Origin of the sequence: Rhizobium sp. BR 315 (genome assembly GCF_050577975.1) — a bacterium.
Classification (GTDB): domain Bacteria; phylum Pseudomonadota; class Alphaproteobacteria; order Rhizobiales; family Rhizobiaceae; genus Rhizobium; species Rhizobium miluonense.
This window is the reverse complement of the sequence record NZ_JARWKZ010000008.1, coordinates 17,836-33,804: the sequence shown is the minus strand read 5'-3', so window position 1 is coordinate 33,804 and position 15,969 is coordinate 17,836. Positions and strand designations below refer to the sequence as shown.

12 protein-coding genes are annotated in these 15,969 nt (G+C 60.8%); 4 read left to right on the top strand and 8 right to left on the bottom strand.

Features of this window, described 5'->3' with window-relative positions; translation table 11 throughout:
• Window positions 1-20: 20 nt before the first annotated feature.
• The 4 genes from QD409_RS11190 to QD409_RS11175 form a co-directional block, all read right to left on the bottom strand.
• On the bottom strand, window positions 21-1,310 hold the full coding sequence (locus tag QD409_RS11190; RefSeq protein WP_092845734.1) for an Hsp70 family protein: 1,290 nt from the start codon (window positions 1,308-1,310) through the stop codon (window positions 21-23).
• Window positions 1,311-1,543: 233 nt separating this feature from the next.
• On the bottom strand, window positions 1,544-4,663 hold the full coding sequence (locus QD409_RS11185; protein WP_092845732.1) for an efflux RND transporter permease subunit: 3,120 nt from the start codon (window positions 4,661-4,663) through the stop codon (window positions 1,544-1,546).
• Complete coding sequence (locus QD409_RS11180) at window positions 4,660-5,901, bottom strand: efflux RND transporter periplasmic adaptor subunit (RefSeq protein WP_092845730.1); 1,242 nt, start codon at window positions 5,899-5,901, stop codon at window positions 4,660-4,662. Before QD409_RS11180 ends, QD409_RS11185 begins: the two co-directional genes overlap by 4 nt.
• 426 nt (window positions 5,902-6,327) lie before the next feature.
• Window positions 6,328-7,116 (bottom strand): SDR family oxidoreductase, encoded by a 789-nt coding sequence (locus tag QD409_RS11175; RefSeq protein ID WP_092845728.1) that lies wholly within the window; start codon window positions 7,114-7,116, stop codon window positions 6,328-6,330.
• A 293-nt stretch (window positions 7,117-7,409) separates the two neighbouring features.
• Between QD409_RS11175 and QD409_RS11170 the strand changes: the two genes are divergently transcribed.
• Window positions 7,410-9,074 (top strand): electron transfer flavoprotein-ubiquinone oxidoreductase, encoded by a 1,665-nt coding sequence (locus tag QD409_RS11170; RefSeq protein WP_092845726.1) that lies wholly within the window; start codon window positions 7,410-7,412, stop codon window positions 9,072-9,074.
• 6 nt (window positions 9,075-9,080) lie between these two features.
• Entirely contained in the window at window positions 9,081-9,608 is a 528-nt protein-coding gene (locus tag QD409_RS11165) for a GNAT family N-acetyltransferase (RefSeq protein ID WP_430762753.1), read from the top strand.
• Between the two features lie 102 nt (window positions 9,609-9,710).
• On the opposite strand, the gene QD409_RS11160 is transcribed toward QD409_RS11165, so the two are convergent.
• Window positions 9,711-10,625 (bottom strand): DMT family transporter, encoded by a 915-nt coding sequence (locus QD409_RS11160; RefSeq protein ID WP_092845723.1) that lies wholly within the window; start codon window positions 10,623-10,625, stop codon window positions 9,711-9,713.
• Between the two features lie 145 nt (window positions 10,626-10,770).
• Between QD409_RS11160 and QD409_RS11155 the strand changes: the two genes are divergently transcribed.
• Window positions 10,771-11,244 (top strand): Lrp/AsnC family transcriptional regulator, encoded by a 474-nt coding sequence (locus QD409_RS11155; protein ID WP_092845721.1) that lies wholly within the window; start codon window positions 10,771-10,773, stop codon window positions 11,242-11,244.
• Between the two features lie 51 nt (window positions 11,245-11,295).
• Here QD409_RS11155 and mgtE read toward each other — a convergent pair whose 3' ends face one another.
• Together mgtE and QD409_RS11145 are read right to left on the bottom strand one after the other, a co-directional pair.
• On the bottom strand, window positions 11,296-12,669 hold the full coding sequence (mgtE, locus tag QD409_RS11150; protein ID WP_092845719.1) for a magnesium transporter: 1,374 nt from the start codon (window positions 12,667-12,669) through the stop codon (window positions 11,296-11,298).
• Window positions 12,670-13,024: 355 nt separating this feature from the next.
• Window positions 13,025-14,038, bottom strand: a complete 1,014-nt coding sequence (locus QD409_RS11145; protein WP_430762752.1) for a zinc-binding alcohol dehydrogenase family protein — start codon at window positions 14,036-14,038, stop codon at window positions 13,025-13,027.
• 104 nt (window positions 14,039-14,142) lie between these two features.
• Here QD409_RS11145 and QD409_RS11140 point away from each other — a divergent pair, with 104 nt between their 5' ends.
• Window positions 14,143-14,535, top strand: coding sequence for a winged helix-turn-helix transcriptional regulator (locus QD409_RS11140; RefSeq protein ID WP_092845715.1), 393 nt, complete (start codon window positions 14,143-14,145; stop codon window positions 14,533-14,535).
• Here the strand turns inward: QD409_RS11140 and QD409_RS11135 are convergent.
• Complete coding sequence (locus QD409_RS11135) at window positions 14,500-15,717, bottom strand: MFS transporter (RefSeq protein WP_430762751.1); 1,218 nt, start codon at window positions 15,715-15,717, stop codon at window positions 14,500-14,502. The two genes, QD409_RS11140 and QD409_RS11135, sit on opposite strands and share 36 nt — an antisense overlap.
• Window positions 15,718-15,969 lie beyond the last annotated feature (252 nt).

Below are 15,969 nucleotides of genomic sequence, written 5' to 3'. Positions count from 1 at the left end.
GGGCGGGGGAGGCCGCTATCTCACGCCGTCCACTGGGCGATGTCCTCGCGCTCGCCGATCAGGGCGAGACCATGGGCGATCGACAGCAGTTCGCCGCCGGTCTCGATGCGCTCCTGGCCGAAACGCTCGGTGAAGATGCGACGCACCGCCGGTACGAAGGAGGTACCGCCCGTCAGGAACACCTTGTCGATCGCGTCTGGCGACGTGTTCGTGGTCGTCAGCACGTCGTCGAGTGCGCCCTCGATGCGGGCGAGATCATCTGTAATCCAGGTTTCGAAGTCGGCGCGGCGGACGTGCCGACGGCCGGCCTTGCCGAGCGGCGGGAAGTTGAATTCGGCCTCCTCCTCGGCGGAAAGCGCCATCTTCGTTGCCGATACGGCCTGATAGAGCGGATAGCCTTCATCATGCTCGACGAGATCGATAAAGGTCTCCAGCTTCTCCGGCTCGAGGCTGCTGCGAACCAGCGTCTTCAGATCGGCATATTCGCGCGAGGTCTTGAAGATCGAAAGCTGGTTCCAGCGGCCGAAGTTGGCGTAATAGGAGGAGGGCATTTCCAGCAGCTTGTCGAAGCTCTTGAAGTAGCTGCCCTTGCCGATGGCTGGCGAGACGATGTTGTCGATCATCCGGAAATCGAAATGATCGCCGGCGATACCCACACCGGAATGGCCGATGGGAGTAGCCGTGAGCTTTCCTGCGATGGTCTCGAAGCGGATGAGGGAATAGTCCGTCGTACCGCCGCCGAAGTCGGCCACCAGCACGGTCGCATCCTTCTTCAGGTTCTGCGCGAAGTAGAAGGCGGCCGCCACCGGCTCGTAGACATAGTGGATTTCAGGGAAGCCGAAGCGGGAGAGGGCGGCATTGTAGCGCTCTGTTGCGAGCGCCGGATCCGGGTTGGCTCCAGCGAAATGAACGGGCCGCCCGGTGACGATCCGCGAAACGTCGCCCGGCCAATTTTCCCCGGCATAGGCGCGCAGCCGCCGTACGAAAATCTCCATCAGATCTTCGAAGCTATGGCGCTTGGCGAAGATCAGCGTGCCCTGAAAGAGCGCGCTTGCGGCAAAGGTCTTGATCGATTGCAGGAAGCGGCAATCGCCCGGATTGTCGATGAACTGGCGGATGGCCGCATGCCCGGCCTCGACTTTCGGGGCTGCCGCTCCGAGCCCGGGATCCTTCATGAAGGAAAGGGCCGTGCGCATGCTGTCCGCCGTACCGGCCGCACTGCTGAAGGCGACCGATTGCGTCGCGGGTCCATCGGCCATCGCCAGGACAGTATTCGTGGTGCCGAAGTCGAAACCAAGCGCCCGAGCCATGCCCGCACTCCCTTCCGTCGAAATTGTCTGGATTGGGGCAAAGCCCCTTATGAGGCGCAAGGCGTGCCCTTGTCGCAAAGAGGGCGCGTCATGACATGGCCGGACGTCAAGTTCAAGACGTGGGGAGGCTTTTATTTTCCCGTCCAGCAGATCCGCGGGTGGCGGCTTCCGCACCCGATGCGCTTCTGCCCGCCGGCAAATGAAACGGGCACCTTTCGGCGCCCGCTGCAATATCATTCCGCGGCAATGGCTGTCGGCGGCTCCTTGTGATGCGGGTCCTTGTCCTTGCGCTTGCCGAGACGACCGAGGAAGTCGTTGAGGCGGTTCATCTCGAGGAAGATCACTGGCGTGATGAACAGCGTCAGGATCTGCGAGACCACCAGGCCGCCGACAACAGCGATACCGAGCGGCTGACGCAGTTCCGAGCTTGCACCGCCGCCGACCGCGATCGGCAGGGCGCCGAGTAGGGCGCAGAAGGTCGTCATCATGATCGGGCGGAAACGACGGACGCAAGCCTCGTGGATCGCTTCCGCCGGCGACATGCCGGTTGTCGAGCGTAGCGTTTCGAGCGCCACGTCGATCATCATGATTGCGTTTTTCTTCACGATACCGATCAGCATCAGCAAGCCGATCAGCGCGATGATCGACAGGTCGAAACCGAAGACCTTCAAGGCAAGCAGCGCGCCGAGAGCGGCAGCCGGCAGACCGGAGAGAATGGTCAGCGGGTGGATGAAGCTCTCGTAGAGAACGCCGAGGACCACGTAGATCGTCAGCACGGCGGCCAGGATCAGGTAAGGCGTGCTGCCTTGCGACTGCTGGAAGATCTGCGCCGTGCCGCCATAGGACGTGAAGACGTCCGCCGGCATGTTGAGATCCTTCTTGATCTGCTCGATCTGCGCCGTGGCATCGCCGAGTGCTTCGCCGGCCGGCAAGTTGAAGGACACGGTGGTCGAAACGAGCTGGCCGGTCTGGTTGATGGTAACGGGGCCTGTTGTGCGTTCGACATGGGCGAAGTTGGACAGCGGAACGAGAGCGCCGCTTGCCGAGGCGATCTGGACTTCCTGCAGCCTCTGGTCATCCCAGGGCTTGGAGGTGTCGAACTCGACGATCACGTTGTAGCTGTCGCCGGTCGACTGAATCTGCGCGGCGTTATAACCACCGAAGCCTTCTTCGAGCGACGTGCGCAACTGATTGTTGCTAATGCCGTAGGCAGAGGCCTTTTCGGTGTCGACGACGATGTTGGCCTGCAGGGCGTTGTTCTGGGCATCCGAGGCGACGTCCGTGAAGCGCGGATCGCGCCGCATCTCGTCTTCGATCTTGTTGGCCCAGAGGTTCGTCTGGTCCGCGCTCAAGGCCTGAACGACGAGCTGATACTGGCTGGCCGTCTGGCGGCCGCCGAAACGCAGGCTTTGTTGCGGTGTGATATACACCTTGAGGCCGGCTATCTTGCTGATGCTGCCGCGCAGTTCCCGCAGGGTCTGATCCAGCGGTTCGCGCTGATCCTTGGATTTCAACTCGACATACATAGTGCCGTTATTGAGCGGCTGGCGTGCGTTACCGCCGACGATGGACATGACGTGGGCGACGGCCGAGTTCTGTTTTACGAGCGCAGCGGCTTGGTTCTGCAGGTCCTGCATTGCCGGGTAGGAAATATCCTGCCGAGCCTGCGTCGAGATCGTCAGGCGGCCGATGTCTTCGGTCGGGAAGAAGCTCGCCGGCAGCACCATGAAGAGATAGGCCGAAAGGGCGACGGAGGCGAGGAAGCTCATCAGCACCGTGCCGCGATGGCGCAGACACCAGGCAACGCCCTTGTCATAGCCGCGCTGGGTCCAGTCGAAGCCCTTGTTGAAAAGGCGCACCGGATAGGGCGCGTCGTCATGACCGGCCGACAGACGCGAGCTCAGCATCGGGGTGACGGTGAGAGACACGATCGCCGAGGATACGATGGCGATGGCGACGACCATGCCGAATTCGTTGAAGATTCGGCCGACGACGCCGCCCATCAGCAGGATCGGAATGAAGACGGCGATCAGCGAGATCGACATCGAGATGATGGTATAGCTGACTTCAGCCGACCCCTTCAGCGCCGCCTCAAGCACCGGCATGCCTTCCTCGACATGACGCAATATGTTCTCGAGCATGACGATGGCATCGTCCACCACGAGGCCGACCGCGAGCGTCAATCCGAGCAGGGAGATATTGTCGATACTGTATCCGAGCACATACATCATGCCGAAGGTCGCAACCAGCGACAGCGGCACGGCAAGGCCCGGAATGATCGTCGCCGTGACGTGGCCGGTGAAGAGATAGATCACCAGCACGACAAGGCCGATCGTCAGCAGCAGCGTGAATTTGACGTCAGAGATCGCATCACGGATCGGCTGAGCAGAGTCGTTCATGACGATCGTCTTCACAGATGCCGGAATTTCTGCATGCAGCTGCGGCAGCTTGGCGTTGATGGCATCCACGACATCGACGGTATTGGCGTCCGGCTGTCGCTGAATGGCGAGGATGATCGCCCGCTTGCCGTCATACCAGGAGCCGGTATTGGTGTTTTGCACGCTGTCCTGAACGTCGGCGACATCGCTCAGATGGATCGGCGCGCCCTTCGGGTTCGCGATGACGAGCGAGCGGAACTCCGCGGCATTGGTGCGCTGTGTATTGGCATTGATGGTCATGCTCTGTGAATTGTTCTGCAGAGTGCCGACCGGGACCTGGCTATTGGAGCTGACGAGCGCGCTGTTGACTGTATCGATGCCGATACCGCGATTCTGCAGCTTGGCGGGATCGACTTCCACGCGCACCGCATAGGTTTGCGCGCCGAAAACCGTCACTTCGGCGACGCCGGGAAGCGTCGACAGCGATGGTGAAATGATGTCCTCGGCGATTTCGTCGAGCTTACTGCGCGGCATGGTATCGCTCTGCACGGCAAGCAGCATGACCGGCGCGTCGGCAGGGTTGGTCTTGCGGTAGCTTGGCGGCGTCGTCAGATTGTCGGGCAGCTGCCGCGTCGCATGCGAGATCGCGGCCTGAACGTCGGCGGCGGCGGCATCGATATTGCGGTTGAGATCGAACTGCAGAACGACGCTGGTATTGCCGAGTGAGTTAGTCGACGAGATTTCACTGATACCCGGGATCGTTTCGAACTGCTTGATCAGCGGTGTCGAAACCGATGTCGCCATCGTTTGCGGCGAAGCGCCGCTCAACTGTGCCGTGACGTTGATGGTCGGGAAGTCGACCTGTGGCAGGGCCGCAACGGGCACGAGCTGATAACCCGCCATGCCCGCCATGACCACGCCTAACGCCAGAAGTGTCGTTGCGACCGGCCGCCTGATACAGAAACTGGGTATCATTGCTGCGCTCCGACAGAGATTGTTTCAGTTTTCTGACCCGGCTGATCGCTAGCCGAGGCAAGCTTCTGCGGTGCGGCGTCGCTATATTGCTCGACGACATTCTGGCCGTCGTTCAACTGTACCTGTCCTTCGGTCACGATATGATCGCCTTCCGCAAGGCCCTTGGCGAGCGCGGTGAATCCGCCGTTCTGCCGTGCCACGGTGACAGGGGTCATATGAACCTTGTTGTCCTTGACGACATAAGCGAAGAAGCCGTCCGGCCCAGGGCTGATCGCAACCGTGGGGGCGACGATGACGGGCTGGTTGTCGTTGAAGTGGACGACGATGTTGACCGACTGGCCGGGCCAGATGGCGCCGTTGGCATTGTCGAACTTCGCCTTGGCAAGAATGGTGCCGGAGGCGGCATCAACCTGGTTGTCATAGAAGCTCATCGCGCCCTGGCGCGATTTGCCTTCCGCGGACCGCGGCACGGTGCTGACCGGCACGCTGCCGGCCTGCATGGCCTCTTCCAGTTCGCGGAGATGGCTCTCCTGCAGATGGAACTTCACATAGATCGGATTGTATTGCGCGATCGAAACGATGGCCGTTCCCGCGCTGACATAGGCGCCGACGCTGAGCTGCACGTTGCCGAGGCGACCGCCATAAGGCGCGCGAATTTCGGTGTGTTCCAGAAGCACCTGATCGGATGCGAGTTGCGCCTTGTCGCCGTTGACCGTGGCAACAGCCGTATCGCGCGCGGCGACCGCCTGGTCGACGGTCTGCTGCGTGCCGGCATTGTTGAGCAGGCTCTTGGCGCGGGTGAGGGCTGTCTCTGCCGCTGTCAGCGTTGCCTGATCTTTGGCTAGTGTTGCCTGATCCTTTTCGACCGTGGCCTGCGCGGTGCGGGCATCGAGCTTGGCAATGAGGTCGCCGGCCTTGACCATCGCGCCGTCCTGCGCCTCGACCTCTACGATGAGCCCGGCTTCCTGGGCCGCGATCGTCGTCGTATCCTGTGCGTCGGCCCAGCCGGTGGCCGTCACGTCGTTCGGCAGCGCTCTCTTCACAACGGCAACCGTTTTGACGGCGGTGGGACCAGAATCGCGCTTGTGGCCGCCTGCCTGTGCCGTCTTGCTACTGTTCTTGGTTTCTGCGGAGGCCTTATCAAGGAATGTGGAAAGAAAAGGAATACGATCGCGGTAGCCCCAGGCAAAAAGGGCTGCAACGACAAGAAGGCCGAGGGGAAGCCAAAATTTTTTCATATTAAAGAACCGGTCAAAGCGAGTTGCAGAAAGCGCGATGACTTTGAGGTGTATTTATTGCGCCGCACAACAAAGACGAGCTTCGCCGCAATCCATCACATCACCGTTATCGCTAACGTTCGGTAATTCTGTCCCTATAACGTGAATTCGTGAACGCTGATCCAGTGCAATTTACCACAGTTCGATGGGACGAAAAATTAAAGCTTGGAAAGCTTTCGCATTGCTTCTGTTTGTGCAGTGCAGCAAATAGTCAAATGACTATTTTTTGATTGCCGTTATGTAATAATTGGACGGCAGAGCATCTCTATAGGGTGTTTATAGTAGAGAGATGGCGCGCAAAGCTCATAGCGGCCGCTCTCATCGCTCACGTAATTGTGTTGTCGGGCCCTGTTTACAAGGGCCCGCTCTTCGGTCGTGGCGGCGATTTCAAAGGGAGTGTGCGGCGCCGCCGTCACAGCGGACCATCGTTCCCGTCACATAGCTTGCCGGTTCGCTGCACAGAAAGGCGGCTGTCGCTGCGAATTCCTCGATGCGACCGTAGCGGCCGACTGGAATGCGCTGCTGACGCTCGGCGCTGACATCTTCCAGGCTTTTGCCGCTACGTTTGGCAGCGGCTGCGTCGAGATCTGCCAGGCGATCGGTGGCGATGCTGCCGGGCAAAAGCATGTTCACTGTGATCCCATGCGCCGCCACTTCGCTCGCCAGCGTCTTGCTCCAGCCGACGAGCGCAGGCCGCAGCGTATTTGAGAGTGCCAGATTGGGGATCGGCTCGATGACGCCGGAGGAGGCGACGGTGAGGATGCGTCCCCAGCCTTGAGCCTTCATGCTCGGCAGCAATGTATTGGTCAGGCTGATGATCCGGGCGACCATAGAGAAGAAGTAGGTTTCCAGCCGCTCGGCGGTGATGTCTTCCGCCGTTCCGGGCGTCGGGCCGCCGCTGTTGTTGACAAGAATGTCGATGCCGCCGAGCTTCTCGGTCACGGCCTTGCTGACGGTCTCGACAAAGGTCTCGTCGCTGAGATCCGCCCAGACCCAGTCGGCCCGGCCTCTGCCTTCGGCGTTGATGGCATTGCAATTGCTGTCAAGCCGTTCTCCGCTGCGGCCGCAAAGCAGGACGTTTACGCCCTCTCGCGCCAGCGCAACGGCGATGCCGTGCCCCAAGCCCTTGGATGAGGCGAGCACAAGTGCACGTTTCCCGTCGATACGAAGATCCATCCCGATTATCCTTTCTGCTATCCGAATTTCCCTGGCGAAGCATATAGAGCGCCGCCCGCTGCTTTTGAAAGCCGGACTGCATGAGCCGTCCGATAAATGGTGTCAAAAGTTGACGTGAGCGTAAAGGTAATTTATTTGATTGCTGCCCTTGCCAAATTGGAGGATTGCCTGTCGCTTCCCGGCTCGACAATCCCTCTCCATTTTGACAAGAGATATCTGAAACGGGGAAGATACCCAAAGGGGATAGGGCTGCGATCCAACATAGTGGGATGCCGGCCAGGCGGAGAGAGTGAATGACTGACGCGAGCGAGCTGCCGGAACGCGAGAGCATGGAATTCGACGTTGTGATTGTCGGGGCGGGTCCTGCGGGGCTGTCTGCGGCGATCCGGCTGAAGCAGGTCAATCCGGATCTGACGGTCGTGGTGCTCGAAAAGGGCGCCGAGGTCGGCGCCCATATCCTCTCCGGCGCCGTCGTTGATCCGATCGGCATCGATCGCCTGCTGCCCGGCTGGCGCGAAGAGGAGGGCCATCCCTTCAAGACCGAGGTGACGGCGGATCACTTCCTCTTCCTCGGACCCGCCGGCGCGGTACGCCTCCCGAATTTCATGATGCCGCCGCTGATGAGCAATCACGGCAATTATATCGTCTCGCTCGGCAATGTCTGTCGTTGGCTCGCCGAGAAAGCGGAAGCCCTCGGCGTCGAAATCTATCCAGGCTTTGCCGCAACCGAAGTGCTCTACAACGACGAGGGTGTCGTCATCGGGGTCGCCACCGGCGACATGGGCATCGAGAAGAACGGCGAGCCCGGTCCGAACTACACGCGCGGCATGGCGCTCATGGGCAAATATGTGCTGATCGGCGAGGGCGTGCGTGGCTCGCTCGCCAAGCAGATCATTGCCAAGTTCGATCTGTCGAGAGATCGTGAGCCGCAAAAATTCGGGATCGGCATCAAGGAACTCTGGCAGGTCAAGCCCGAGCACCACAGCCAAGGCCTGGTGCAGCACTCCTTCGGCTGGCCGTTGGGCATGAAGACAGGCGGCGGCTCGTTCCTCTACCATCTGGAAGACAATCTGGTGGCCGTCGGCTTCGTCGTGCACCTGAACTACAAGAACCCCTATCTCTTCCCCTTTGAGGAATTCCAGCGCTTCAAGACGCATCCGGCGATCCGCGGCACCTTCGAGGGCGGCAAGCGCATTTCCTATGGTGCGCGCGCCATCACCGAGGGCGGCTGGCAGTCGGTGCCGAAGCTGACCTTCCCCGGCGGCGCCCTGATCGGCTGTTCGGCCGGCTTCGTCAACGTTCCCCGCATCAAGGGCAGCCACAATGCGGTGTTGTCGGGAATGCTGGCGGCCGAGAAGATTGCCGACGCGATTGCCGCCGGCCGCGGCAACGACGAAGTGATCGAGATCGAGAACGAATGGCGCAAGACGGATATCGGCAAGGACCTGAAGCGCGTCAGAAACGTCAAGCCGCTGTGGTCGAAGTTCGGCACGGCGGTCGGCGTGGCGCTCGGCGGCCTCGACATGTGGACGAACCAGCTGTTCGGCTTTTCCTTCTTCGGCACGCTGAAGCATGGCAAGACGGATGCCGCCTCGCTGGAGCCCGCGTCCAAGCACCAGAAAATCGACTATCCGAAGCCGGATGGCGTTTTGACCTTCGATCGCCTCTCCTCGGTGTTCCTGTCGAACACCAACCATGAGGAAGATCAGCCGGTGCATCTGCGGGTCAATGACATGGCGCTGCAGATATCGTCGGAGCACGACATTTTTGCCGGCCCGTCGACGCGCTACTGTCCGGCGGGCGTCTACGAATGGGTGGAGAAAGACGGCAAGGAAACTTACGTTATCAACGCCCAGAACTGCGTCCACTGCAAGACCTGCGATATCAAGGACCCCAACCAGAACATCAACTGGGTTCCGCCGCAGGGTGGCGAGGGACCGGTCTACCCGAATATGTGAGACGAAATGACCGAGATCGAGCAAGGCACCTGGATGATCCGCTCAGCCAGGGTCGACGAGCTGCATTTGCTCGCCGCTATTGAGATCGACGCCTTCTGGGCTCTGCATGAGGCCGGCGCGGTTGCCTGCGAGCCCACCTCTTTGCCGCTCGATGTGTTGCAGCAATCTCTGGCGGAGCACCTGTTGTTCGTCGCCGTCGACGGCGAGGATCAGCCATTCGGCTTCCTAGCCGGCATCTGGAAGGACGGCTCCGTTCACATTGCCGAAATCGATGTCGTCAGATGCTGGCAGAAGCGGGGCGTCGGGCGGCGGCTGATGGATGCTGCCATTGCGGCTGCAAGAACGCAAAGAGCAGCGGGCGTCACTTTGACGACCGACCGGCACGTTGCGTTCAACGCGCCGTTCTATGCTTCGGCGGGATTTCGCATCCTGGGTGATGGAGAGAGGCCCAGCGGTCTCACGCAAATCCTGAAAAACGAGATTGCCCACGGTGCCGACCCGGCCAGACGCGTGGCAATGGCGCTCCGATTTTGATCCTTGTCCCGTGAAGCGCGAGGGCAAATAGAAAGAGCGGTCCAGCGTTTCCTTGAAACCCTGGGCCGCCGATCGAAGCGCCATGTATCCGCAAGATGAGATTTAATGCTGGGCGGGCTTGCGGGCGAGCAGGCCGGTAGAGAGGGCGACACCGGCGCCGGTCACGATCGCTGCGGCGATGCCGGCCACTCCGATTTCTTCACCGAGCAGGAAGCCGCCGCCGATGGTGGCGAGAACCGGCGTGATGGCGGTGAAGGCTGCGGCCTGCGTGCCACCAAGAGCCTGGACGGCAAGGCCATAGGCGAGTGTTGCGGCAAGGCCGGACAGCAGGCCCTGGCTGACGATCTGCAGGCCGATTTCCGGCAGCGGCACCGAGGTCAGCGAGCTGCCGAAGACGGCGGCCAGACCGACATGGATCAGGAACGACCAGACGGCGATGATAGCGCTCGATTGCAGGGCGCTCAGACCCGAGCGGCGGAAGGCGTGCGTGTAGCTTGCCCAGAGCAGGGCGGCGAGCGGCAGCAGCGTGAAGCCGGTCCAGGAAATCTGCACGCCATAGAGGCTACGAGCCAGAAGGATCGCGACGCCGGCGACGATGCCGCCAAGTCCGAGCCAGCGGGTCATATCAAGCCGTTCGCGAAAGAGCAGGACCCCGATCAGCGCCGTTGCCAGCGGCATGGAACCGCCAAGCAGAATGCCGGCCGACGAAGCTGGCGTGAACTGAATGGCGAATGTGGTCAGCTGGAAGAAGAGGGCGCCGGAGCCGCAGATCATCAGCGCCAGCAGCTTCAGCGGCACGCCCTTCGGCAGCAGGCCGGTCCGCCACCAGACCGGAGCCAGCACCAGGGCCGGCACGCCGTAGCGGATCAGGCCGAGGTCGATCGTGCTCATTTGCGTCTCGGCCGTATGGCGCGTTGCCAGAATCCAGTTCGCCCAGATCAATACGGTGACGACAGCGCCGGCATAGCCGATCGCAGTGGGGGTTGCCTTGCGGGTGGAGAGTGACAAAGCGGTCATCGAGGTATCCTTTCCAACAATCCGGTTTATCGTTCGAATGAGGAAAACATAGCGCCAAAAGCCGAGGCATGTCCTTGCTAGTTATGGCTTGAAAATCATGCTATGAGCAATAATCTGCCAATACAGAAACTTGAGTTTCCCGAATATGCCAAAACTGGATAAATTCGATATTGCCATCCTCAACTGCCTGCAGGATGATGCGCGCGCCACCAATGTCGAGATCGCCGAACGGGTGAATCTCTCCCCGTCGCCCTGCCTGCGGCGTATTCGCAATCTGGAAAAATCGGGGTTGCTGCGCGGCTACCGCGCCGATATCGATCGCAAGGAAGCCGGTCTCGGTCTGACGGTCTTTGTCGAGCTCAAGGTCGGCCATCACTCGAAGGAGAATTCGGAAGCGCAGCAGGCCGCTTTGCTTGCCATTCCCGAGATCGTCGCCTGCCATCTGATCTCGGGATCGGCCGATTTCCTGGCGGAAGTCGTGGTGGCAGACCTTGCAGCCTATGAAAAGGTAATGTCAGAAAAGCTTCTGGTCCTTCCCGGCGTGGTCGATCTCCGCTCGAACTTCGCGATCCGCACCATCAAGGCCAATGGTGCGCTGAAACTGCCGGTGCCGGAGTAGAAATGAGAAGGGGCCGTCGCCGGCCCCTCGCCATAGAAATGTTCGTTGTCCTCAGAGCATCGTGCCGCTGAGGATCAGCAGTGCCACAGAGAAGTAGATCACCAGGCCGGTAACATCGACCAGCGTCGCGACGAAGGGTGCCGATGCGCTGGCGGGGTCAAGCCGCAGCTTCTGCAGGATGAACGGCAGCATCGAGCCGGCGAGCGAGCCGAAGGTCACGATGCCGATCAGGGCTGCGAAGACGGTAAAACCGACCAGCTGCCAGTGCTGGCCGTAGTCGAAGAGGCCGAGGCTCTGCCAGGCTACGATACGGGTGAAGCCGACGAGGCCGAGGATAGCGCCGAGCACGATGCCGGTCGGCAGTTCGCGCAGCGCCACGCGCCACCAGTCCGAAAGCTTCAGTTCGCCGAGCGCCAGCGCCCGGATGATCAGTGACGTTGCCTGCGAACCGGAATTGCCGCCGGAGCTCATGATCAGCGGGATGAACAAGGTCAGCACCACGGCCTTCTCCAGCTCGCCTTCGAAGTGCTGCATGGCGCTCGCCGTCAGCATCTCGCCGAGGAAGAGGGCTGCGAGCCAGCCGGCGCGCTTGCGGATCATGCCGCCAAAGCTGATCTTCATATAGGGCTGTCCGAGGGCTTCCATGCCGCCGAACTTCTGGGCGTCTTCGGTCGTATCGGCGATCATCGTATCGATCACATCGTCGACGGTGACGATGCCGAGCATATGGCCCTTGTCGTCGACAACAGGAAGCGCCAGCAGATCGTGGCGTCGGATCAGACGGGCAACGTCCTCCTGCTTCATCAGCGGCGGCGCCGTGACCGGCGTGCCCTTCTGTGCCACGGTCAGAATACAGGCATCGGGCTCGCCGGTGATCAGACGGCGCAGCGTCACGACACGCTGCAGCACATGCGTCTCGTCATCGAGCACATAGATGGCGTAGACCGTTTCGCGGGAGCGCTCGACCTGGCGAACATGGTCGAGCGTCTGCGCAACCGTCCAGCTTGCCGATACGCTGACGAATTCCGTCGTCATGATGCCGCCGGCCGTGCGCGGCGGATAGCCCATCAGGCCCTGGATCGCCTGCCGGGTATGTTCGTCGAAGGTGGCGAAGAGCCGGGCGCGTACCTCGACATCCATCTCGAGCAACACGTCTGCGACGCGGTCGTTGGACATGCCATGCAGCAGCCGAGAGGCGTCTGCATTGCCCATGACCTCGAGAATGGCGGGTGCGTTGCGCAGTTCCGGCCGGTCGAGAATGCGCACGGCGCGCTCTTCCGGCATTTTGGCGAGGATGCTTGCGGCTTCGGCCGCATCGAGCACATTCAAGGACTCGACACGTTCCGCGATGGTCACGCCGCGGTTGTTATTGATAAAGGCGCGAGCGGCATTGCCAGCCCGCATGGGAAAGCTGTTGATATTCATTATAGCTCGCCTTTCCAGTCGATCCGCCGTCGTAGCGGATCGTGGCGAGCCGACAGGAGTCGGTTAGTGCACGAATGCTACTGACGGCAAAGGCAATCGACTACTACTGTCGCTAGGCATCGAAAGATGGCTCCGGTTAATCGGCATGGAAAAAACGCTGTTCCCCATGTGCGGAGAAGTCGCGCCGAAGGCATAAAAAGTCAAGAGGTGGAAGCAGTTTAAGGCCCGATGTCGCAAGAAAAACTTGCTTAGGCGGCTGAAATTTGTGCGATGCAACATTCTGGGGTGTGGATCTGTCAAAATGCAATGGCCGGATGTTTTGCATCCGGCCCGAATTGTTGTGAATTTCCGTCTTTCAGAAACCCGCCAGAACGATCTTGCCTTTCATTTTGCCGGTCTCGACGAGGGCATGCGCCTTCTTCAGATTGGCGGCGTTGATCGTGCCAGCCGTCTCGGTCAGCGTCGAGCGAATCTTGCCGGCGTCAACCAATTCGGCGACCTTGGTCAGCAGCTTGTGCTGCTCGATCATGTCGGCCGTGTTGAAGAGGGGGCGTGTGAACATCAGCTCCCAATGGATCGACACTGCCTTGCGCTTGAAGGGCACGACATCGAGCGTCTTCGGATCGTCGATCAGAGCGAACCGGCCCTGGGGCGCGATGGCGTCGACGATAGATGCGATATGGTCGGTGGTATTCGTCGTGGAGAAGATGAAGGCCGGTGCGCCGATGCCTAGTGCCTCGATCTGTGGCGCAAGCGGCTTCGAATGGTCGATGACGTGATGCGCGCCCAGCTCCTTGACCCAGGCCTGCGTTTCCGGTCGGGATGCCGTTGCGATGATGGTGAGGTCGGTCAGGGCGCGTGCGATCTGGATGGCAATCGATCCGACGCCGCCAGCGCCGCCGATAATGAGGATGGTATTGGCTGCGCCGGGAACGGGATCCTGAATCTTCAGGCGGTCGAACAGCGTCTCATAGGCCGTGATCGAGGTCAGCGGCAATGCGGCAGCAGCCGGAAAATTAAGGCTCTTCGGCTTGGCGCCGACAATGCGTTCGTCGACAAGATGGAATTCGGCGTTTGAACCGCCGCGGTTGATGGCGCCTGCGTAGAAGACTTCGTCTCCCGGCTCGAACATGGTGACCTCTGGACCGACCGCCTTGACGATGCCGGCCGCGTCCCAGCCAAGGATCTTGTATTCGCCTTCGCTCGGGGCGACGTTGGCGCGGACTTTGACATCGACGGGATTGACCGAAACCGCCTTCACTTCGACGAGCAGATCACGGCCCTTTGCTTCGGGGATCGGCAGTTCGACGTCGATCAGGGATGTTTCTGCGGAAATGGGCTGTGGTTGCTTGTAGGCGACTGCGCGCATGGGGGAGGCTCCTCGGTTTGTTGCACAGAGGCTAGATGCGCATTATCGTCGGAAGGCGCAAGAATGCACAATTTCTGTACGTAGGTACAAAAAGGATACTGTCGATGTCGGTTCCCCGCTCCAAACTTGTCAGGAATTTTCCGGGATGTCCGGTCGAGGCGACGTTGAGCCTGCTCGACGGCAAATGGAAGGGCGTGATCCTGTTTCACCTGATGGAGGGAACGCTGCGCTTCAACGAGATCCGCCGCAAATTGCCGTCGGTGACGCAGCGCATGCTGACAAAGCAGCTGCGGGAGTTGGAAGAGTCCGGGCTGGTATCACGCACCGTCTTTCCAGTGGTGCCGCCGCGCGTCGATTATGCTCTGACGCCGCTGGGCGCCAGCCTGGGGCCGATCATCAAGGCCATGGCCGTATGGGGCGAAGAGAATGTATTCTGCCACGACGGCCGCCAGCAGCTGGCCTCATGCGTGACCGGTGCGGCGCTCCAGGCTAACTGAAAGGGCAAAGACGGCAAGACCACCGACGGAAAGAACTGCGCCGACATAGCCGGTCGCTGCCGCCGTGAAGCCCCATGAAATCACCAGGCCACCGAGCCAGGCGCCGAGCGCATTGGCGATGTTGAAGGCGGAGTGATTGGAGGCGGCGGCCAGCGTCTGCGCATCAGCTGCCACGTCCATCAGCCGGGTCTGCACAGCCGGGCAGGCGGCGAAGCCGCAGCCGATCAGGAAGACGCAGATGCAGAGCATGACGGGATTGGCAGCCGTCAGTGAGAAGAGCGTCATGATGATGATGTTGAAAACCATCATGCCGCCGATCGTTCCCTTGATCGAGATGTCGCCGAGACGCGAACCGACGATGTTGCCGACATTCATGCCGATGCCGAACAGCGCAAGCACGACTGGCACCATGGCGGAGCCGAGGCCTGCCACCTGGGTCGTGGTCGTCGCGACATAGCTGAAGATGGAAAACATGCCGCCGAAGCCGATGGCGGCAACGCCAAGCGACAGCCAGACCTGAATGCGCTTGAGCGCACCCAGCTCACGGGTGATGCTGGCGCCTTCCTCGACCTTGTCCTTTGGCAGGAAGAGGGCGATGAGAAGCATGGTGACGAGGCCGACACCGCCGACCATCATGAAGGCAGCGCGCCACTCGAGAAGCTGGCCGAGATAGGTGGCGATCGGCGTGCCGATCAGCGTGGCGGTGGTCAGGCCGAGCATGACCTGGCCGACGGCCCGGACGCGGCGGTGGACCGGCACCATGGAAGCGGCAACGAGCGCTGCAACACCGAAATAGGCGCCGTGCGGCAGCCCGGTGATGAAGCGCAATACTGTGAAGCTCTCGAAGGTCGGCGCAAACGCGCTGGAAATATTGCCGGCGGCAAAGAGCGCCATCATTAGCAGCAGCAGCGTGCGACGCGCCATCTTGGCGGCGAGCACGGCAATAATCGGCGCGCCGACGACGACGCCGAGTGCATAAGCGCTGATGACATGGCCCGCTTCCGGCGTGGTGACGCCGAAGGTATCGGCGACCTCAGGCAGAAGCCCCATGATGACGAATTCGCCCGTGCCGATGCCGAAGCTGCCGACTGCCAGAGCCAATGTCACCAGCGCGATGGCGGTGCGTGACGGTGTTTCCAGGGAGGTTTGGGTATCGAGGGCCTCGACGGCAATATCGCTCACGAAAACTCCTTGGGCGGCAAAGCGGCTTGGACGCCACGAACCGTGCAGCGAGGCCGGAACCCGGCATTCGATACAGCATGGCAGATGAAAGGACTGAAGGGGCATGGACATGCCCGAATTCATAGTATCAACAAAGTCGAGATTTCTGTCGCGTGCATTTTTTGCAGCGCAGCACGTCGCACACCGCATAAGTAAGCGCCGGTTCCGGGTGGTTAGAGCGGTTGCAATGCTTGAAATCGCATCGTTCGAAAC